Source organism: Sphingomonas sp. (assembly GCF_036387595.1).
In the GTDB taxonomy this organism is placed as follows: Bacteria; Pseudomonadota; Alphaproteobacteria; order Sphingomonadales; family Sphingomonadaceae; genus Sphingomonas.
Genome location: NZ_DASVTL010000057.1, coordinates 1 through 17,661 on the forward strand (window position 1 = coordinate 1; position 17,661 = coordinate 17,661).

A 17,661-nucleotide genomic window follows, 5' to 3' on the forward strand; every position below is an offset into this window, starting at 1 on the left:
CCATGAAGGAGCGGCACACCCGATACGTCAGCGACCGCGCAACGTGTTCAGGATCGCCAGCCCAACCACGCCGGCCAATGCCGCTGCGGCGTAGGGCCGGTCGCGTGCGAACTGCTTTGCCTTGGACGCCAGCGGCGCAACGCTGTCGCGCGCAACGCCATAACCCTTTTGGACCTGGCCACTCAGCTGGTCGGTTACGCCTTCGGCGCGCAACGACTCGTTGCCGGTCGCGGCGCCGGCGCCTTCCTTGATCGAGCCGCCAAGATCCCTGCCGCCACCGCCCAGTGTATCGCTATTCATTCGTCGGTTCCTTTTCACCACCCCATCGTCGGGGCACCGCGGCCCAACGATCGACCGCGCGGAAGGTGCCCTATTCGACGGTGACGCTCTTTGCGAGATTGCGGGGTTGATCGACGTCTGTGCCCTTGGCGACCGCGACGTGATAGGCGAGCAGCTGGACTGGCACCGCATAGACGATCGGCGCGATCAGCGGATGGACCCGCGGCATCGTGATCGTCGCCACGCACCCCTCGCCCGCTGCGGCGATGCCTTCGTCGTCGGAAATCAGGATCACCTTGCCACCGCGTGCGCGGACTTCCTGCATGTTCGACACCGTCTTTTCGAACAGCGGCCCCGATGGCGCGATGACGATGATCGGCACATGTTCGTCGATCAGCGCGATCGGCCCGTGCTTCATCTCGCCGGCGGCATAGCCTTCGGCGTGGATGTAGCTGATCTCCTTGAGTTTGAGCGCGCCCTCCAGCGCCAGGGGGTAGTCGGTGCCGCGCCCCAGATACAGCACGTCGCGCGCCGCAGCGACGATCGGCGCGATCGCCTCGATCGCCGCGTCGCGACTAAGCGCATGGTTCAACGCCTCGGGCACCTCAGCCAGATGCTCGACCAGCGCGCGCTCGTCGTCACGGCCGAGCAGGCCCTTGGCGCGGGCGAGATTGGCGGCGAGCGCGGCCAGCACCGCGAGTTGGCAGGTGAAGGCCTTGGTCGAGGCGACGCCGATCTCCGGCCCAGCGTGGGTCGGCAGCAGCAGGTCGGCCTCGCGCGCCATGCTGCTGGTCGGCACGTTGACGACCACCGCGATACGCTGCCCCTCGGCGCGCGCATGGCGAAGCGCGGCCAGCGTATCCGCGGTTTCCCCCGACTGGCTGATGAAGAGCGCGAGACCACCCGACTCCATCACGGGTGCACGGTAGCGAAACTCCGACGCGACATCGAGATCGACCGGCACCCGCGCGAATTGCTCGAACCAGTATTTGGCGACCATGCCGGCGTAGAAGCTGGTTCCGCATGCGACGATCGTCACCCGCTTGACCGACGCGAGGTCGAACTCGGGGATCGGCAGCGACACCTGGCCTTCCATCCGCTTGAGATACGAGCGCAAGGTCTGGGCAACGACGACCGGCTGCTCGTAGATTTCCTTCTGCATGAAATGGCGATGATTGCCCTTGTCCGCCGCATGGCCGAACACCCCCGAATTGACGATCGCGCGCTCGACGGGGGCGTTGTCGCGACCGTAGATTTCGATGCCGGTGCGCGTCACCGCGGCCCAGTCGCCCTCCTCCAGATACGCGATCCGCTGGGTCAGCGGTGCCAGCGCGTGCGCGTCGGAACCGATGTAATTCTCACCCTCGCCATAGCCCACCGTCAACGGCGCACCGAGCCGTGCCGCAATCAGCAGGTCCGGTTCGCTGCGAAAGAGGAAGGCAATCGCAAACGCCCCGTGGAGCAGCGGCAGCACCCGGGCGACCGCCTCGCGCGGTGCCAGCCCGGCCTCCAGTTCGCGCGCCACGAGATGCGCGACGACTTCGCTGTCGGTCTGGCTCAGGAAGGTGCGGCCGTCGGCGATCAGCCCGTCGCGCAGTGCCTTGAAATTCTCGATGATCCCGTTGTGGACGATCGAGACATCGCCCGCGATGTGCGGATGCGCATTGTCCTCGGTCGGCGCGCCGTGGGTAGCCCAGCGGGTGTGTGCGATCCCGGTCGACCCAGCCAACGGCGCCTCGGCCAGCCGCGCGGCGAGATTGGCCAGCTTTCCCGGCGCACGGCGGCGTTCGATCCGCCCTTCATGGACGGTGGCGATGCCCGCGGAATCGTATCCTCGATATTCGAGCCGCTTAAGCCCTTCCAGCAGACGACCCGCAACATCGCCCGTGCCGAGGATTCCGACGATGCCGCACATACTGTTACAACCCTGAAAATGATGGAGAACACAGATGCCCGGCATCCGTCGGAGCATCCTCTACAATAGCACGGTACTAGCCGGCGTCTCGCGCGACGCCAATCGCCGCCAAAGTCACCCCGCAGCCTTCTTCGCCCGCATCGCCTTGCGAAAGCGCGCCGCCCAGCCGGGCCGGATGCGCTTCTCCGCTCGCACCAGCACCAGCGCGTCCGCCTCCACGTCGGTGGTGACCACCGATCCCGCCCCGACGATCGCGCCCGCGCCGATCGTCACCGGGGCGATCAGTGCCGAGTTCGAACCGATGAAGGCGCCCTCCCCGATGACCGTGCGGTATTTGAAGAAACCGTCGTAATTGCAGGTGATCGTACCCGCGCCCACGTTCACGCCCGCGCCCACATCCGCATCGCCCAGATACGTCAGGTGATTGGCCTTGGCACCTACACCCAGAACCGTCTTCTTCACCTCGACGAAATTGCCGACCCTGCTGCCCGCACCCAGCACCGTACCGGGGCGCAGCCGGGCATAGGGGCCGACATCGGCGCCCTCGCCGACGATGGCGCCCTCCAGATGGCTGAACGCGTGGATCGTCGCGCCGTCGGCGACGCGCACGCCCGGGCCGAAGACGACGTTCGGCTCCACCGTCACGTCGCGACCCAGAATCGTGTCATGCGCGAACCACACCGTGTCGGGTGCGGTCAGCGTGACCCCAGCGGCCATCGCCTCTACGCGGCGGCGCTGCTGCCAGGCCATGCCGACGGCGGCGAGTTCGGCGCGGCTGTTCACGCCCGCCACCTCGTCCGCCGCCGTCTCGATCACCGCCGATGCGCGGCCGTCTTGGGCGGCGAGCATGACGATATCGGGCAGATAATATTCGCCCGCGGCATTGTCGTTGCCGACCCGCGCCAGCAACGCGAAGAGGTCGCGCGATCGGACGGCCATCAGCCCGGAATTGCACAAGGTCTCGGCGCGCTCGGCCGGACTGGCGTCCTTATACTCGACCATCCGCGTAATCCGCCCATCGGCATCGGCGATGATCCTGCCATAGGCGGCGGGGTCCGCCGGACGGAAGCCGAGCACGACGGCGGCGGGTGCATCCCCGCCATGCAGCCGTTCGATCATCCGGCGCATCGTGGCGGTTTCGACCAGCGGCACATCGCCGTACAGGATCAGCACGTCGCCGTCGAAATCCGCAAGGGCGGTTTGCGCCTGCATCACCGCATGCGCCGTCCCCAATTGTTCGGCCTGAAGCGCGGTCGCGATCCCCAGCGGCGCGACCGCCGCCTCCACCTGTTCGCGTCCCGATCCGGTCACCACGACAGTGCGCGCAGCGCCAAGCGCCGTCACCGCATCCGCCAGGTGCAGCAGCATCGGGCGCCCGGCGATCGGATGCAGCACCTTGTGAAGGGCGGATTTCATCCGGCTTCCCTTGCCGGCCGCCAGGATGATCGCCGAGATCGCTCGGCCGGTCATGCGCAATTCTTCATCATGAGCGCGCGCTGCCACGAAAGCCTTGCCATTTCCAGTGGCCCCGGCCACCCGCCGAGCGATGACAGCTTTCCCGTTCCGGATCGTCGGCTTCGACTTCGACGGCACACTTCTCGATACCAGCGGCGATCTGGCTGCTGCGGTAAACCACGCGCTCGCGTCCGTAGACCGCGCACCGCTGTCGGTCGAGCAGGTCAAGCCGATGATCGGCGGCGGCGCGCGCCACATGCTGGCGCAGGGGATGGCGATGACGGGGGGCTGCGACGAGGCCGCGCTCGACACGCTCCACCAGCGACTGCTCGCCTTCTACGAGGCAAATTTGTCCGTCCACACCCGGCCGTTTCCCGGTGCGCTCGACGCGCTCGACGCGCTGGCGGCGCGCGGTGTGCGATTGGGCATCATGACCAACAAGATCGAGCGATACGCGCGCACGATCCTGGCGAACCTAGGGCTGACGGATCGCTTTGCGGCGATCGTCGGCGGGGACACGATGGGCGTGGCAAAGCCCGATCCCGCGCCGATCCACGCCATGGTCGATCGCTGCGGCGGGGGTGCGGCGGCCTTCGTCGGCGATTCGATCTACGACGTGCGCGCCGCGCGTGCGGCCGGGCTGCCGGTGATCGCATGCAGCTTTGGATTCCTCACCGGCCCGGTATCCGAACTCGGTGCGGACGCAGTGATCGACCGCTACGAAGACCTGATGGGCACGCTGGAGGCACTCTGACGCCGCCATTTGATCCATAGATGCCGTGCCAACAGCATCGGCGGCATCCGCAGCCAGTGCGAGCGCATGTAGAAGGCGAAGCGCGTCAACGGCCGTGTTCCCCGCCCCCAGCCATCGCGGGCCAGCAGCCGCCGGCAAAAGATGCGATCGGAAGGAACCGCGTCGAAGCGCACATGCATCGGAAAGTCATAAGCCGTCAACGGCGTGCCGAAGAGTTGCTGCGCCAGCCGCAATGCTCGGGCGACCTCGGCCGACAGGCCGTGGACGTGGGCTTGCTCCATGACGTCGAGGCAGAAGTCGGGATCGCTCTCCTCGAACTCGCGGCAAAGCTGGTCGATGTCCCAAAGGTTGCGCAAGCCGCCGGTCAGATCGCCATCCGCGATCAGATGCGCCGCTGCGTGAACGATCATGTCGGCGGGTGACAAGATGCGCAGCCCGTTCTCCAGCAGGATGCTCCCGCCGATCAGCGCCGCCGCGTCGGGGGCCGGCCGCGCCGTGGGCGGCAGGATCGTGTGGTGGACGTCGATCATCCGATCGCGCTCACGGTGGATCAGCGGCGGCAGTTCGTGCATCCAGCGGCGATAATAAGCATCGTCATAGGCGTCGGGCTTCACCCATTCCCAGCCGTGCGCCAGCAGCGCCGCCTCGACCGCATCCAGACGGCCGCGCGGCACCAGAATATCGAGGTCGCCGATCGACCGGCCACGCCCCGCCAGCAAACCGCCTGCGACGAAAGCGGTGCCCTTGAGCAGCACCACCGCGCAGCCGAGCGGCGCCAGCGCCCGGCGTGCCATCTCGGCTTCCCACAAGGCCGCGCGCCGCCCGTGCTCGGCCGCGGCGCGCGCATCCGCGAGGGTTGCGGTGACGGTGCCAGGCGTCGGCACCCCCCGCATCCGGTGCGCCAACGTGCCCAGCAGCCGTTCGGCGCGCGCGGTGGCGATCAGCGCGTTCCAGCTTTCGCCGTCCAGGCTGACGCCGGCCTGCGGATCGGCCAGCACGCGCGCAAGAACTATAGCCCCGCCCACAGGGCCTCCACCTGCGCGCACGCCGTCTCTCCATCCGGATAGTCGATCGCCACCGTCGGCACGGACTTCACCAGCCGCGTCATCGCCGCAAAGCCCGCCTCCCCCAGAGCGGTGTAATTGGTCGAAGCCTGAGCCAGCCGGACGAACGCCTCGCTCATCGGCACGGCGCCGACCGCGGGCGCGAAGCCGAAGCGTGGAAAGATCAACAGCGCCGGTGCCGCGGGCTCGTCCATCCGCGCGATCGCGCTCGCAGGCGGCACCAGATGGCGGACGTCGCCCTTGGGCGTTCGCACCAGCAGCGGCCCAAACCGCGCGTGAGGCCAGGCCGCGCGCGCGGCCGCAACGCTTTCGTTCTTCAGGCTCACCAGCCGCGGGAAAGCATAAGCCAACCCGCTGTCGGGCGCGATCAGCACGAATTCGTCGCCGAGGAAGCGCCAGCCGCGGCTGGCGAGCAGTGTAGCCAGCGTCGATTTGCCCGCACCTGATTCGCCGGTCATCAGCACGGCACGGCCGTCGCGTTCGACCGCCGACGCGTGGAGCAGCAGGTGGCGGCGGTGCCCCAGCGCGACCTGCAGATTCATCGCCATCTCGGCGGCCAGCAGTCCGTGGCGCAAGGGTAGAGGCGCGGCTTCGGGCAGCATGTGGTCGCCGCCGATCGTCACCGCCGGCCGGATGAACCGCCGCCACGGCCGCGCGGCCGAAAGCCGCACCGTGAAATCGGCTACCTCGGGCTGGGGATAGCCGCGGTAGAGGTCCGCCAGTTGCGCGATCGGCGCGCGCCAGTCGCTGCCGATCCGAAAACCGACTGGACCGATCCGGACATCGAACCGATGCCTCATATTGCCTCGATCAGGCCGGCGGCGACCAGTTCCTCGACCCGTTGGGACAGCGCGGCGCGATCAGCGTCGATCAGCGCATAATCCGCCGATAGCCGCACGAGCAGCGCGTCGATCGTCAGCGGTCGTTGGCCCAGGATGGCGAGGATTTCAGGCGCGGGCGAAACCAGCAGATGAGTCGCACCCGACGGCCTGTGGAAAACCGCGACGAACGCATCGAGCGGTTCGATCAGCAGCGCGGGGGTGTCCGCGCGATAGCGCATGGCGCGCGTGCGCTCGGTCAGACCCGCGGCATCTGCAGCGAGGCGAAGCAGGTGAAGCCCCCCTGCCCGCGCTGGAGCCGGCGAATATATTTCACATACGCGCGGTTGCTGTCCCAGGTCGTCCCCGGCAATTGCCCGCCGGACAGCGCGCGCTTGACATCCTCGCCCCTGAACGGGCGGCCAGGCGGCGCGAACGCCCCTTTCGTGCCGGCGGGCACCAGCGAACCGTCTGCGGCAATGAAGCTGCCCGCACGGCCAGGATCGGGCACCGGAACCTCACAGTTCATGACCGATCCCGCCGTCTGCGCCAGCGCCGGGCGGATCGACACGATCGCGCTGGCACCGATGGCACCGATGGCCAGCACCCGCCGCCGTGTCGGCACCGGGTCTTCAGTCGGAACGGGTTCGGCCTCCTCGCGCATCGCGGTCCTTCTAGCGTGCGTGCCCTTTCACATTCGCTAATTGCCCGCAAGCGCGCGACGCGGACCGTTCCGGGATGGCACGCGATCGGCTAGGCGTGCGCGATGGGAACGGGAACAACACTCCGCGGCATCGGCAGCATCGTCGTCGTCCTGCTCGCCGCGGTGGCGGTGTTCGTCGTCGCCGGGTCGGCACAGGCTGCCGCCGTAGCGCTGGTCGGCGGCATCGCCGCGGTGCTGCTCGCGCTGAGCGGTAGCGAGGAAACGTCGCTTCCGCCTGCCGAGCCGCACGCGAGCACGCGCGCCGAGTTGGACGAGCTGCTCGACGCGATCGCCGAACCCGTCCTGCTCATCCGCGATGGCCGCGTCGATCTCGCCAACCGCGCCGCGCGCGCGCTGCTGGGCAGCCACGTCGTCGGCGAGGACGCACGCGTCGCGATCCGCCACCCCGCCGCCGCCGATCGGCTGATCGGCGCGGACCCGACATCGCCCGAAAGCCCTATCGCGCTCGTCGGGGTCGGCGGGCTCGACCAGCATTGGGAGATGCGCCTGGGCGTGGCATCGGACGGCACCCGCATCGTCCACCTTGTCGATTCGACCGAGCGCCATGCGGCGGAGCGGATGCGCGTCGATTTCGTCGCCAACGCCAGCCACGAACTGCGCACGCCTTTGGCGTCGATCCTCGGCTTCATCGAGACGCTCTCCGATTCCGCGGGGGCCGATTCGGCCGGGGACGATCCGGCGATCCGCACGCGCTTTTTGAAGATCATGATGGACGAGGCGCAGCGGATGCAGCGGCTGGTCGAGGATCTGATCTCGCTGTCCCGAATCGAGGCAGACAAATACCGCGCACCCGGCACGCCGGTCGATCTTTCCGCGCTGGTCGCGGCGGTCTGTATCGAACTGCGCGATGCCGGCGGCGCGCGTGGCCAGGATCTCGCCTGCGAGGCGGTTCCCGATCTTCCCCCGGTCGCCGGCGACGCCGCGCAACTGTCGCAGCTCCTCCACAATCTCGGCGGCAATGCCCTGAAATACGGGCGAGCCGGAACGCCGGTGACGCTACGGCTGGACCGCGAGGGCAGCGGCTTGGTCCGCCTGACCGTAACCGACCGCGGCGACGGCATTCCCGCCGAGCACATTCCGCGGTTGACCGAGCGCTTCTACCGCGTCGATGCGGGGCGCAGTCGCGCGCTGGGTGGCACGGGCCTGGGCCTGGCTATCGTCAAGCATATCGTCGAGCGTCACCGCGGCCGCCTCGACATCGCCAGCCGCAGCGGTGAGGGGACGACGGTCACCGTCACCCTGCCCCTGTCGCCGCCCGCGCATCCTTCTTCGCCTTCGCCGCCTGTGTCACAATTCCGCAACGGCGATGCCGCAGGGCTTTAGCCCGAGATGATCCCCCGCCTGCCCCCCCTTCTTCTTGCAACCGCGATGTTGGCGAGTTGCGTCGATCAGGCCAATGGCGGCGGCGCAGGTGCGCGGGCGCAGATCACCGCGGTAGGATCGTCAACGCTCTATCCCTTCACCACGATCGTCGCCGAACAGTTCGTCGCGAGCAGCCCGGACGCGCGTGCGCCGGTGATCGAATCGACGGGCACCGGCGCGGGGATGAAATTATTCTGCGCAGGCGTCGGTGCCGCGCATCCCGATATCGAGGATGCGTCGCGCCGGATGAAGGCGAGCGAATATCGCAGTTGCGCGAAGAACGGCGCCCGCGCCATTCTGGAAATCCAGGTCGGCATCGACGGCATCGCCTTTGCCGAGGCCAAGAACGGCCCGAAGATGGTGCTGACCCCCGCCGACATCTACCGCGCGATCGCCGCCGCCCCCGGGGGCAAGCCCAACGCCGCGCGCACCTGGCGCGACGTGAACCCCGCGCTCCCCGCCATTCCCATCACGGTGTACGGCCCGCCCGCGACCAGCGGCACCCGCGACGCGCTGGCGGAACTGATCCTGACCAAAGGCTGCGAAGCCTCGGATCCAAAGGCCGCATCGCTGGCCCGAAACGATCCCGACGCCCACAAGGCCCTGTGCACCCGCGTCCGTGAGGATGGCGCGTATGTTGATGCTGGCGAGAACGACAATCTGATCGTCCAGAAACTGCAGTCGAACCCCAATGCGCTCGGCATCTTCGGCTACAGCTATCTGGAGGAGAACGCCCGTGACGTGAACGGCGTCGCGATCGACGGTGTCGCGCCGACCTATGCCACGATCGCCGATGGCCGCTATCCCGGCGCACGGCCGTTATACCTCTACGTCAAGAAGGCACACCTGACCGCGATTCCCGGCCTGCGCGACTTCCTGAAGCTCTATGCCGCCGTCTGGGGACCGACCGGCCCGCTCGTCCGCCGTGGCCTGATCGCCGCGCCGGATGCGGTGCGGGCGCGATCGGCCGCGATCATCGCGCGCGAATTGCCGCTCGACCCGCGGGAACTCCGGTGACCGCGGCCACGCTCGCCGTCTTGGTCCTCGGCCTCGGCCTCATCGCCTGGGCCAGCGCGCGGATCCGTGCGACCGGTCTTCGGACCGCGGGCGCGCGGTTCAGTTCGCTGCCGTCGCATTTCGGCTGGTACGTGGCGCTCTGGACGGTCGTGCCGCCGCTGGTTTTCCTCGGCATCTGGGCGATGACGTCCCCTGCGCTGGTAACCGATGCGGTGCTCGCGACCCGTGCCGCCGCCACCCTGCCGCCTCCCGGCTTCGAACGCGCGTCGATCCTGTCGGAAGCACGCGGGCTGGCAGAGGGTTCGCGCTACGGCGCGTTCCATGCGCTCTCGGCCACCCTCGCCCCCGCCTATGCCGCCGCGCAGAGCCGCTACGACTGGATCGCCACCGCTTTCGCGCTGCTGCTCGCCTTTGCGGGCGGCGCCTTCGCCTACACCCGCGTGGCGGCCGGGTTTGCGGCGCGCACGCGGGTCGAGCGGCTGGTGATGCTGGCCCTGCTCGCCGCGTCATTGATCGCCATCCTGACCACGGTCGGCATCGTCGCGTCGCTAGTCTATGAAGCGGCGCGGTTCTTCAGGATCGTTCCCGTGACCGACTTTCTTTTCGGCACGCATTGGAGCCCGCAGGTCGTTGATGCGCGCGATCCGGGCGCGTCGCTGGGCGCGGTGCCGCTGTTCTGGGGAACGTTCTTCATCGGCGCAGTGATCGCGATGGCGGTCGCGATCCCGTTCGGGCTGATGAGCGCGATCTACCTCACCCAATATGCGGCACCGCGCACCCGCCGCTGGATGAAGCCGATCCTGGAAATCCTCGCCGGGGTGCCCACCGTCGTCTATGGCTATTTCGCCGCGCTGACCGTCGCGCCGGCGGTGCGCGATTTCGCGGTGTCGATCGGGATCAGCTGGGCCAGCTCGGAAAGCGCGCTGGCGGCGGGGCTGGTGATGGGGGTGATGATTATCCCCTTCGTCTCGTCGATGGCGGACGATAGCCTGGCTGCGGTCCCCGATTCGATGCGCGACGGCAGTCTGGCGATGGGCGCGACCAGTTCGGAGACGATCCGCCGGGTGTTGCTCCCCGCCGCCCTGCCCGGCGTGGTCGGCGGCATCCTGCTCGCAGTCAGCCGCGCGATCGGCGAGACGATGATCGTGGTGATGGCGGCCAGCGGTGTCGCCACGCTGACCGCGAACCCGTTCGCCAGCACCACCACAGTGACCCGCCAGATCGTCGACCTGCTGACCGGCGAGGCTGAGTTCGACAGCCCCAAGACGCTGGCCGCCTTCGCGCTCGGACTGACGCTGTTCGTCATTACGCTGTTCCTCAACATCGTCGCGCTGCGAGTCGTGAAACGGTATCGGGAAGCCTATGAATAGCGTCAGCCTGGTTGCCCAGTTGCCGGTTGCCGGTGCCGCGCACGATGCCGCGCCGCGCCGACCTACCGACTGGACCACGAACGCGATGCAGGCCCGCATCCGCCGCCGGTACGGGGCCGAGCGTCGCTTCCGCCTGCTCGGGCTGGCCGCCGTAATCATGTCGGCGGCGTTCCTGGCGTATCTGCTCGTCACGATGATCGCGCAGGGTGCGGCCGGCTTCACCAGCACGCGGGTGCAGGTGCCGATCGACCTCGCCGCGGCCAGGCTGCCGATCGAGCCTGCCCGGCTTCAGGGGCGCGGTGCCGATCTCGCGCTTGCGGGTGCGGGGTTGCAGGGCGCCGTGGAAGCCGCCGCGGGGCGCGCTTTCGGCAAGGACGGCGAGGCGCTGCTCTCGGACGGCGCCTGGCTGGTGGTCCGCGACGCGATCAAGCGCGATCCGTCGCTGCTGACCCGCGCCGAAACCTTCGACCTGCCCGCCGCCGACGCGATCGACGTGGCGAACAAGGGCAGCGGCACCCCGCAAGCCGAGGCGACGGTCGCCCGGCTGAGGCAGCGCGGCATCGTATCGCGCGGCGTCAACGCCAGTTTCCTGACCGCCGCCGATGCCACCGATCAGACCCGCGCCGGTATCTGGGGCGCGTTCAAGGGGTCGCTGCTGACGATGCTCGTCACCTTGCTGCTCGCCTTCCCGATCGGCGTGCTGTCCGCGCTGTATCTGGAGGAATATGCGCCCCGCAATCGCTGGACCGACCTGATCGAGGTGTCGATCAACAATCTGGCGGCGGTGCCCTCGATCATCTTCGGGCTGCTCGGCCTCGCGGTTTTCCTCGGCACGTTCGGGATGCCGCGCTCGGCGCCGATCGTCGGCGGGCTGACGCTCGCGCTGATGACGATGCCGGTCATCGTCATCTCGGCCCGCAACGCGATCAAGGCGGTGCCGCCGTCGATCCGCGATGCGGCGCTGGGTGTCGGCGCGTCGCCGGTGCAGGTCGTCTTTCACCATGTCCTGCCGCTGGCGCTGCCTGGCATCCTGACCGGCACGATCATCGGCATGGCGCGCGCGCTGGGCGAGACCGCACCGCTGCTGATGATCGGCATGCGCGCCTTCATCGCCGCCCCGCCCCGCGGCCTGGGCGATCCCGCCACGGTGCTGCCGGTCCAGATCTTCCTCTGGTCGGACGAGGTCAGCCGCGGCTTCGTCGAAAAGACCTCCGCCGCGATCATCGTGCTGCTCGCCTTCCTGCTGGCGATGAACGGCATCGCCATCTACCTCCGCAACCGTTTCGAGACCCGCTGGTGATGACTCATAAGATGACGGCCCGGAACGTCAGCGTCTATTACGGCGCCAAACGGGCGATCGACGATGTGTCGATCGACGTCGACATGGACCAGGTCACCGCGCTGATCGGCCCGTCGGGCTGCGGCAAATCGACCTTCCTGCGTACCCTGAACCGCATGAACGACACCGTCGCGAGTGCGCGGGTCGAGGGCGAGATCACGCTCGACGGGCACGACATCTATGCGCCCGACATGGACGTCGTGCAGCTGCGCGCGCGCGTCGGCATGGTGTTCCAGAAGCCGAACCCCTTCCCCAAATCCATTTTCGAGAATGTCGCCTATGGCCCGCGCATCCACGGGCTGGCGGCGGGCAAGGCCGATCTCGACGCGATCGTCGAACGGTCGCTCAAGCGCGCCGGCCTTTGGGACGAGGTGAAGGACCGCCTCTCCGACAGCGGCACCGCGCTGTCGGGTGGTCAGCAGCAGCGGCTGTGCATCGCCCGCGCGATCGCGGTCGATCCCGAGGTCATCCTGATGGACGAGCCGTGCAGCGCGCTCGATCCGATCGCGACGGCGCGGATCGAGGAGCTGATCCACGAACTGAAGGGCCGCTACGCGATCGTCATCGTCACCCACAATCTGCAACAGGCCGCGCGGGTGAGCCAGAAGACCGCCTTCTTCTATCTCGGAACGTTGGTCGAATATGGCGCCACCGGCGACATGTTCACCAACCCCGTGCAGACCCGCACCCGCGACTATATCACCGGAAGGTACGGCTGATGAACGAGCATACGGTCAAGGCGTTCGACGCCGACATCGGGCGGCTGCGCGGGCTCATCTCCCAGATGGGCGGGCTGGCCGAAGACGCGATCGCACGGGCGATGCAGTCGTTGCAGCGCAACGACCTGGAACTTGCCGCCGAAGTGCGCGCCGACGACCGGGCGATCGACCGGATCGAGGCGGAGGTCGAGCGGCTGGCGGTGCAGATCATCGCGCTGCGGGCACCGATGGCGGTGGACCTGCGCGAGGTCGTCGCCGCGCTGAAGATCGCGAGCGTGGTCGAGCGGATCGGCGACTATGCCAAGAACATCGCGCGCCGCGTGCCGCTGATCGAGAGCGAACACCGGATCGAACCCGTCTCCATCCTGCCCGCGATGGGGCGGATGGCATCCGAGATGGTCCACGCCGTCCTCGACGCCTTCGCCGCGCGCGATGCCGACGCCGCGGTGCGGGTGTGCGAGAGCGACAGCGCGCTCGACGATTTCTACGACAGCATATTCCGCACCCTGCTCACCTACATGGCCGAAAACCCCAAGACGATCACCCAGGTCGCGCACCTGCTGTTCGTCGCCAAGAACCTGGAGCGGATCGGCGATCACGCGACGAACGTCGCGGAGATGGTCTATTTCGCCGCCACGGGCACGCAGATGGCCGACCGCGAACGCGGCGGAGCAAAGGAATAACATGGCACGCGCCACCATGCTGCTGGTCGAGGACGACGCGGCGCTTGCCGAACTGCTCGTCTATCACTTCAAGCGCGAGGATTTCGACGTCAGGCATACGCCCGACGGCGAAGAGGCGCTGCTGCTCGCGCGAGAACGCACCCCCGACATCGTCCTGCTCGACTGGATGGTCGAGGGGCTGTCGGGAATCGAGGTTTGCCGCCGCCTGCGCCGCACCGCGGAGACCGCGAACGTGCCCATCATCATGCTGACCGCGCGCGGCGAGGAGGAGGACCGGGTCCGCGGGCTGGAAACCGGTGCCGACGATTACGTCACCAAGCCCTTCTCCCCGCGCGAACTGGTCGCGCGCGTCGGCGCGGTGCTGCGCCGGGTGCGCCCCGCGCTGGCGGGCGAGGCGCTGACCTATGGCGACATCGAGATGGACACGGTGGGTCACAAGGTCCGCCGCGGCGGCGAGATGGTGCCGCTGGGGCCGACCGAATTCCGGCTGCTCAAGCACTTCCTCGAACACCCCGGCTGGGTCTTCTCGCGCGAACGCCTGCTCGACGCGGTATGGGGCCATGATTCGGATATCGAGGCGCGTACCGTAGACGTGCACATCCGCCGCCTGCGCAAGGCGATCAACGTCCGCGACCTGCCCGACGTCATCCGCACGGTACGCTCGGCAGGCTATTCGCTGGACGCCAGCGAATAGCCGATCCGGCGGGATACCGAATCGCCTGCGAAACGACGGACCCATACCGCCGAACGCGCGTTGGACCGACGGCTGACGCAATTGCGCACCCGAAATTCGATCAGGAGACTCGCCATGAAGCTCATCCTTTTGGCCGCGACCGCCATGCTGGCCGTTCCGGCAATCGCCCAGACCGCCCCCGCCACTGGCGCCGCCGACATGCAGTCGTCGACCCCGGCCGCGCCCCAGGCGGGCACGCCCACCACGGCGGACCCCGCGCAGACCGGTGACGCGGCGACGATGCCTGCTCCTGCGGCTGCGGCACCGGAGACTGCGCCTGCACCGACGACGGACGGCGGCGCGGGAATGACCACGCAGGCGCAGACGATGCCTGCGCCCGCAACGGGCGGGGCCGAGGGCGCAACCCCTATGGGCGGCTATCAGCCCAGCGGCGCGCCAATGACCGGCACCGCAACGCCGGGCGTCGCACCGACGTTCCAGGCCGCGGCATCGCCTTCGGAAGCCTATCCGGCACCGGCGCCGCTCGCAAAATACCCGGTGTGCAAGAAGGGCCAGTACGACAAGTGCATCCAGCGAGGCGGCAAGTAAGCCGGTTGCACCGCTGACATGATTGGCTAGGAACGGGCGCTCCATCCAACGATAGGGCGCCCTTTCCATGTCCATCCGCTTCGATAACAAGGTTGCCATCGTCACCGGCGCCGGCGGCGGACTGGGCCGCGAATATGCGCTCGAACTCGCGCGACGCGGGGCCAAGGTGGTGGTCAACGATCTGGGCGCGTCGCGCGGCGGCATCGGCCAGTCGGATGCCGCGCTGAAGGTGGTTGCCGAGATCGAGGCGATGGGCGGCGAGGCGATGGCCAATGGCGGCAACGTCGCCGATTACGACCAGATGGCCGATATGGTCGCGCAGACCGTCGCGCGCTTCGGCGGGGTCCATGTCCTCATCAACAACGCCGGCGTGCTGCGCGACAAGACCTTCGCCAAGATGGAGCCGGCCGACTTCGACTTCGTCGTGCGCGTCCATTTGATCGGTTCGGCCTATGCGACCAAGGCATGCTGGGACACGATGCGCGCGCAGAATTACGGCCGCGTGCTGATGACCGCATCGTCCACCGGCCTGTTCGGCAATTTCGGCCAGGCCAATTACGGCGCGGCCAAGATGGGGCTCGTCGGCCTGGCTAAGACGCTGTCGATCGAAGGCGCCAAGAACGACATCCGCGTGAACACGATCGCCCCGACCGCAGGCACCCGCATGACCGAGGATCTGTTTCCCGAAGCGGCGTTCAAGGCCTTCGCCCCCGAACGCGTCGCCCCCGCCGCGGTATATCTGGTGTCCCAGGACGCCCCCACCGGCGCCATCGTCGGCGCCGGTGCAGGAGTGTTCCAATCGGCTTACGTCACGCTGACGCCCGGCGTGGCACTCGCCGGCGACGACGTGTCGGCCGAAGGTGTTGCCGCAGGCTGGGAGCGGATCACCGATCGGACGGGCGAGATCGTCCCGAGGACCGGCGCCGAGCAGGCAATGCTCATCGGCAAGACGCTGCAGGGGTAACGGCCGCTTGCGCCGAGTAGCGGTCGTTCACGGCTGGCTTTGTGTTTCCGTGGTGCACGGCCCATGACCCGCTCCTTCTACAGCTGATTTTATGCCTAATCGCTTCTTGATGAGAACAGCTCACTGGCGGTACGTTGCTGAGGCAGCCTCAACGCGTTGCGGGCGGTAGGAGTTGGCGCTTGAATAGGATGATCCTCATCGCTGCAATGGCCGCTTCACTGAAAACGGCGGTCGCAGCGACGCCTGCGCCAGGTCCGCCTCCCCCGTCGATCGGCTGTCAGCCGAGAATCGTCGACCAGGCCGCCCCGGTCACGGATGGTCCCTATCGGCTCGTGAACGCCTTTTGTCCTTCCGGGTTGAACAGTTCTTACACCATTTCGGCACCGTTGATCTCGCCCGACGGGCGACACTTTCTGGTGTCTGGCTACGACAGCCTGTGGATTGGGGAAATCGGATCGAAGGCCGTGCCACGCGTTATTCCGTCGCGCATGACCTTCGATGGCTTTGGCTATAGCAAGGTACCACCCTTTGCTTGGACGGATGACTCAAAGGCTATCCTCGGCGTCCGTCAGGATACCATGCGATCAAGTGGTTTTGCGCTCAGCCCGCTCTCGCCGATCGAAATACCGGTCGGCGGAAAACCGCGCCCGTTACCTTTGCTCAAGGATGTAGCCGGCGGCCTGGACGGCGTGCTTTGGGTGGGTGGTGGCGGGCTGGCCCTGGCCGAGTTTGGCACGAAGGGCGGCTATTACCGCCCGGAACATGACGATCCGACGCCGACCCTCGCCATCGTCGACGGCCGGAAAGGCAAGGTGCTTCAGACCGTTCCGATGCCACGCTCCAACAATGGAAAGCCGGCAACTCTGGTGCGCGCCATCGACGCGCGGCTCGACCGGCAACGCAAGATCTTTGCGTTGTTTGTGCTCGATGGTGGCCGCTGGTTTGAGTGGCAACAGGGCAAACCCCCGCGCGAGACACCGCTCCAGCCCGGGCTCACAGGCGATCGGAAGTTTGCGCTGTCCCCGCACTTGAAAACAGTATTGATCGCGCACGACCTAAGCGCGAGCGGCATGATCTGCGAGCATTACGGTAGCGCCCCCCGCAGACCGGAATGCGAGAAGCGGACGCCGCAGAGTGGCGCAGTCGCCGATCTCTGGGACATCGAGACCGGCCGTAGACTTTGGGGCATTACCGGCACTGCCTATAATTTTTCGAAGACCTACCGGCCAACGATCAGTCCGGATGGGCGCTATGCGCTGGTATCGATGCCGACTGGCAAGGGTTCGTATCGGGAAACGATAGCGCTGGTCTCTGTGGCGGACGGGCACGAAATCCAGCGGTTCAACAAACCCGAATCCTACGATTTCGTCCTGCGGTTCGGCCGCGACAGTCGTTCCTTCTCGATCGACGGCTCCCTCGCCGTCCTCACCTATCGACTTGCCGAAAAGCGTCGGAGTTTGCCTTCTTCAAAATGAGTGGGAGCTTGTGCTGATCATAGGCTTAAGTCGCCGCCGCCGGCCATAAAGCCAACGTTCTGTGATCCACCAGAGCCGGACGTTGCCCCCAATCCTCATCCCTCGACCAGCTTCACCAGCCTCCGCTCCACCGGCGCCAGCACCGGTCCCAGTTCATGGCCGCGTTTCAGCACCGCGCCGCCCTCGCCGATCAGCGCCCACATGCCCTGGCGCAGGCGGAGAGCGGGGCGCTTCTCGATCCGATATTCCGGGCGTTCGGCGGCGCGGCGGAAGGCGGCGAAGACCGCGGCGTCGGTGCCCAGGTCCATCGCATAGTCGCGCCAATGCCCGGCGGCGACCATCCGGCCGTAGAGATCGAGGATGCGGGTCAGTTCGGCGCGCTCGAAGCCGACCTGCACGCCCTTTGGCACGGCCGGAAATGGCGTAACGATCCCCATCAGG

Annotated in this window: 20 protein-coding genes; 11 read left to right on the forward strand and 9 right to left on the reverse strand. The window is 67.6% G+C overall.

All coding sequences use genetic code 11. From position 1 onward, the window contains the following. Positions 1-27 precede the first annotated feature (27 nt). From VF643_RS04260 to glmU, 3 genes are all read right to left on the reverse strand, one after another. Positions 28-300, reverse strand: coding sequence for a CsbD family protein (locus VF643_RS04260; protein WP_331042130.1), 273 nt, complete (start codon positions 298-300; stop codon positions 28-30). A 70-nt stretch (positions 301-370) separates the two neighbouring features. After that, positions 371-2,194 carry a glutamine--fructose-6-phosphate transaminase (isomerizing) gene (glmS, locus tag VF643_RS04265; RefSeq protein WP_331042131.1) on the reverse strand — a complete coding sequence of 608 codons (1,824 nt, stop codon included), beginning with the start codon at positions 2,192-2,194 and terminating at the stop codon, positions 371-373. Between the two features lie 114 nt (positions 2,195-2,308). Then, entirely contained in the window at positions 2,309-3,664 is a 1,356-nt protein-coding gene (gene glmU / locus VF643_RS04270) for a bifunctional UDP-N-acetylglucosamine diphosphorylase/glucosamine-1-phosphate N-acetyltransferase GlmU (RefSeq protein ID WP_331042132.1), read from the reverse strand. 76 nt (positions 3,665-3,740) lie between these two features. Between glmU and VF643_RS04275 the strand changes: the two genes are divergently transcribed. Then, the gene (locus VF643_RS04275; protein ID WP_331042133.1) at positions 3,741-4,403 is read left to right on the forward strand and encodes an HAD-IA family hydrolase; all 663 of its coding nucleotides are present in this window, start codon (positions 3,741-3,743) and stop codon (positions 4,401-4,403) included. Here the strand turns inward: VF643_RS04275 and VF643_RS04280 are convergent. The 4 genes from VF643_RS04280 to VF643_RS04295 are packed head-to-tail and all read right to left on the reverse strand — an operon-like array spanning position 4,367 to position 6,949. Then, positions 4,367-5,428: a nucleotidyltransferase family protein gene (locus VF643_RS04280; RefSeq protein WP_331042134.1), complete on the reverse strand. Its 1,062-nt coding sequence runs from the start codon at positions 5,426-5,428 to the stop codon at positions 4,367-4,369. The two genes, VF643_RS04275 and VF643_RS04280, sit on opposite strands and share 37 nt — an antisense overlap. Further along, complete coding sequence (locus VF643_RS04285; protein ID WP_331042135.1) at positions 5,413-6,267, reverse strand: HprK-related kinase A; 855 nt, start codon at positions 6,265-6,267, stop codon at positions 5,413-5,415. Before VF643_RS04285 ends, VF643_RS04280 begins: the two co-directional genes overlap by 16 nt. Beyond that, entirely contained in the window at positions 6,264-6,527 is a 264-nt protein-coding gene (locus VF643_RS04290) for an HPr-rel-A system PqqD family peptide chaperone (RefSeq protein ID WP_331042136.1), read from the reverse strand. The genes VF643_RS04285 and VF643_RS04290 overlap by 4 nt, the downstream gene beginning before the upstream one ends. Positions 6,528-6,544: 17 nt before the next feature. After that, a complete protein-coding gene (locus tag VF643_RS04295; protein WP_331042137.1) occupies positions 6,545-6,949 on the reverse strand; it encodes a hypothetical protein in 405 nt (134 codons plus the stop codon). Positions 6,950-7,051: 102 nt separating this feature from the next. Between VF643_RS04295 and VF643_RS04300 the strand changes: the two genes are divergently transcribed. From VF643_RS04300 to phoB, 7 genes are all read left to right on the forward strand, one after another. Continuing rightward, the gene (locus VF643_RS04300; protein WP_331042138.1) at positions 7,052-8,332 is read left to right on the forward strand and encodes a sensor histidine kinase; all 1,281 of its coding nucleotides are present in this window, start codon (positions 7,052-7,054) and stop codon (positions 8,330-8,332) included. Between the two features lie 45 nt (positions 8,333-8,377). Next, on the forward strand, positions 8,378-9,388 hold the full coding sequence (locus VF643_RS04305; protein WP_331042139.1) for a substrate-binding domain-containing protein: 1,011 nt from the start codon (positions 8,378-8,380) through the stop codon (positions 9,386-9,388). Continuing rightward, positions 9,385-10,758 carry a phosphate ABC transporter permease subunit PstC gene (pstC, locus tag VF643_RS04310; protein ID WP_331042140.1) on the forward strand — a complete coding sequence of 458 codons (1,374 nt, stop codon included), beginning with the start codon at positions 9,385-9,387 and terminating at the stop codon, positions 10,756-10,758. Before VF643_RS04305 ends, pstC begins: the two co-directional genes overlap by 4 nt. Positions 10,759-10,843: 85 nt before the next feature. Next, the gene (pstA, locus tag VF643_RS04315; protein WP_331042214.1) at positions 10,844-12,058 is read left to right on the forward strand and encodes a phosphate ABC transporter permease PstA; all 1,215 of its coding nucleotides are present in this window, start codon (positions 10,844-10,846) and stop codon (positions 12,056-12,058) included. Continuing rightward, a complete protein-coding gene (gene pstB / locus VF643_RS04320) occupies positions 12,058-12,816 on the forward strand; it encodes a phosphate ABC transporter ATP-binding protein PstB (RefSeq protein ID WP_331042215.1) in 759 nt (252 codons plus the stop codon). Before pstA ends, pstB begins: the two co-directional genes overlap by 1 nt. Next, positions 12,816-13,499, forward strand: coding sequence for a phosphate signaling complex protein PhoU (phoU, locus tag VF643_RS04325; protein ID WP_331042141.1), 684 nt, complete (start codon positions 12,816-12,818; stop codon positions 13,497-13,499). The genes pstB and phoU overlap by 1 nt, the downstream gene beginning before the upstream one ends. A gap of 1 nt (position 13,500) precedes the next feature. Further along, positions 13,501-14,193 carry a phosphate regulon transcriptional regulator PhoB gene (gene phoB / locus VF643_RS04330; RefSeq protein WP_331042142.1) on the forward strand — a complete coding sequence of 231 codons (693 nt, stop codon included), beginning with the start codon at positions 13,501-13,503 and terminating at the stop codon, positions 14,191-14,193. On the opposite strand, the gene VF643_RS04335 is transcribed toward phoB, so the two are convergent. After that, positions 14,169-14,309, reverse strand: a complete 141-nt coding sequence (locus VF643_RS04335) for a hypothetical protein (RefSeq protein ID WP_331042143.1) — start codon at positions 14,307-14,309, stop codon at positions 14,169-14,171. The two genes, phoB and VF643_RS04335, sit on opposite strands and share 25 nt — an antisense overlap. Here VF643_RS04335 and VF643_RS04340 point away from each other — a divergent pair. The 3 genes from VF643_RS04340 to VF643_RS04350 all read left to right on the forward strand — a co-directional run bounded on the left by VF643_RS04340 (position 14,308) and on the right by VF643_RS04350 (position 17,220). Further along, positions 14,308-14,781: a hypothetical protein gene (locus VF643_RS04340; RefSeq protein ID WP_331042144.1), complete on the forward strand. Its 474-nt coding sequence runs from the start codon at positions 14,308-14,310 to the stop codon at positions 14,779-14,781. The genes VF643_RS04335 and VF643_RS04340 overlap by 2 nt on opposite strands. A 67-nt stretch (positions 14,782-14,848) precedes the next feature. Then, entirely contained in the window at positions 14,849-15,745 is an 897-nt protein-coding gene (locus VF643_RS04345; RefSeq protein ID WP_331042145.1) for an SDR family NAD(P)-dependent oxidoreductase, read from the forward strand. A 179-nt stretch (positions 15,746-15,924) separates the two neighbouring features. Further along, positions 15,925-17,220 (forward strand): hypothetical protein, encoded by a 1,296-nt coding sequence (locus VF643_RS04350; RefSeq protein ID WP_331042146.1) that lies wholly within the window; start codon positions 15,925-15,927, stop codon positions 17,218-17,220. A gap of 95 nt (positions 17,221-17,315) precedes the next feature. Here VF643_RS04350 and VF643_RS04355 read toward each other — a convergent pair whose 3' ends face one another. Next, positions 17,316-17,657, reverse strand: coding sequence for a DUF2794 domain-containing protein (locus VF643_RS04355; RefSeq protein WP_331042147.1), 342 nt, complete (start codon positions 17,655-17,657; stop codon positions 17,316-17,318). Between the last annotated feature and the right edge of the window lie 4 nt (positions 17,658-17,661).

Excerpts from the sequence above, each read along its gene's own strand:
- phoB (WP_331042142.1), top strand. The coding sequence starts at position 13,501 with ATGGCACGCGCCACCATGCTGCTGGTCGAGGACGACGCGGCGCTTGCC.
- VF643_RS04275 (WP_331042133.1), top strand. The coding sequence starts at position 3,741 with ATGACAGCTTTCCCGTTCCGGATCGTCGGCTTCGACTTCGACGGCACA.
- glmS (WP_331042131.1), bottom strand. The coding sequence starts at position 2,194 with ATGTGCGGCATCGTCGGAATCCTCGGCACGGGCGATGTTGCGGGTCGT.
- VF643_RS04285 (WP_331042135.1), bottom strand. The coding sequence starts at position 6,267 with ATGAGGCATCGGTTCGATGTCCGGATCGGTCCAGTCGGTTTTCGGATC.
- VF643_RS04260 (WP_331042130.1), bottom strand. The coding sequence starts at position 300 with ATGAATAGCGATACACTGGGCGGTGGCGGCAGGGATCTTGGCGGCTCG.
- VF643_RS04290 (WP_331042136.1), bottom strand. The coding sequence starts at position 6,527 with ATGCGCTATCGCGCGGACACCCCCGCGCTGCTGATCGAACCGCTCGAT.
- VF643_RS04335 (WP_331042143.1), bottom strand. The coding sequence starts at position 14,309 with ATGGCGAGTCTCCTGATCGAATTTCGGGTGCGCAATTGCGTCAGCCGT.
- pstB (WP_331042215.1), top strand. The coding sequence starts at position 12,058 with ATGACTCATAAGATGACGGCCCGGAACGTCAGCGTCTATTACGGCGCC.
- pstA (WP_331042214.1), top strand. The coding sequence starts at position 10,844 with ATGCAGGCCCGCATCCGCCGCCGGTACGGGGCCGAGCGTCGCTTCCGC.
- VF643_RS04355 (WP_331042147.1), bottom strand. The coding sequence starts at position 17,657 with ATGGGGATCGTTACGCCATTTCCGGCCGTGCCAAAGGGCGTGCAGGTC.
- VF643_RS04305 (WP_331042139.1), top strand. The coding sequence starts at position 8,378 with ATGTTGGCGAGTTGCGTCGATCAGGCCAATGGCGGCGGCGCAGGTGCG.
- VF643_RS04340 (WP_331042144.1), top strand. The coding sequence starts at position 14,308 with ATGAAGCTCATCCTTTTGGCCGCGACCGCCATGCTGGCCGTTCCGGCA.
- VF643_RS04295 (WP_331042137.1), bottom strand. The coding sequence starts at position 6,949 with ATGCGCGAGGAGGCCGAACCCGTTCCGACTGAAGACCCGGTGCCGACA.
- glmU (WP_331042132.1), bottom strand. The coding sequence starts at position 3,664 with ATGACCGGCCGAGCGATCTCGGCGATCATCCTGGCGGCCGGCAAGGGA.
- VF643_RS04300 (WP_331042138.1), top strand. The coding sequence starts at position 7,052 with ATGGGAACGGGAACAACACTCCGCGGCATCGGCAGCATCGTCGTCGTC.
- phoU (WP_331042141.1), top strand. The coding sequence starts at position 12,816 with ATGAACGAGCATACGGTCAAGGCGTTCGACGCCGACATCGGGCGGCTG.
- VF643_RS04345 (WP_331042145.1), top strand. The coding sequence starts at position 14,849 with ATGTCCATCCGCTTCGATAACAAGGTTGCCATCGTCACCGGCGCCGGC.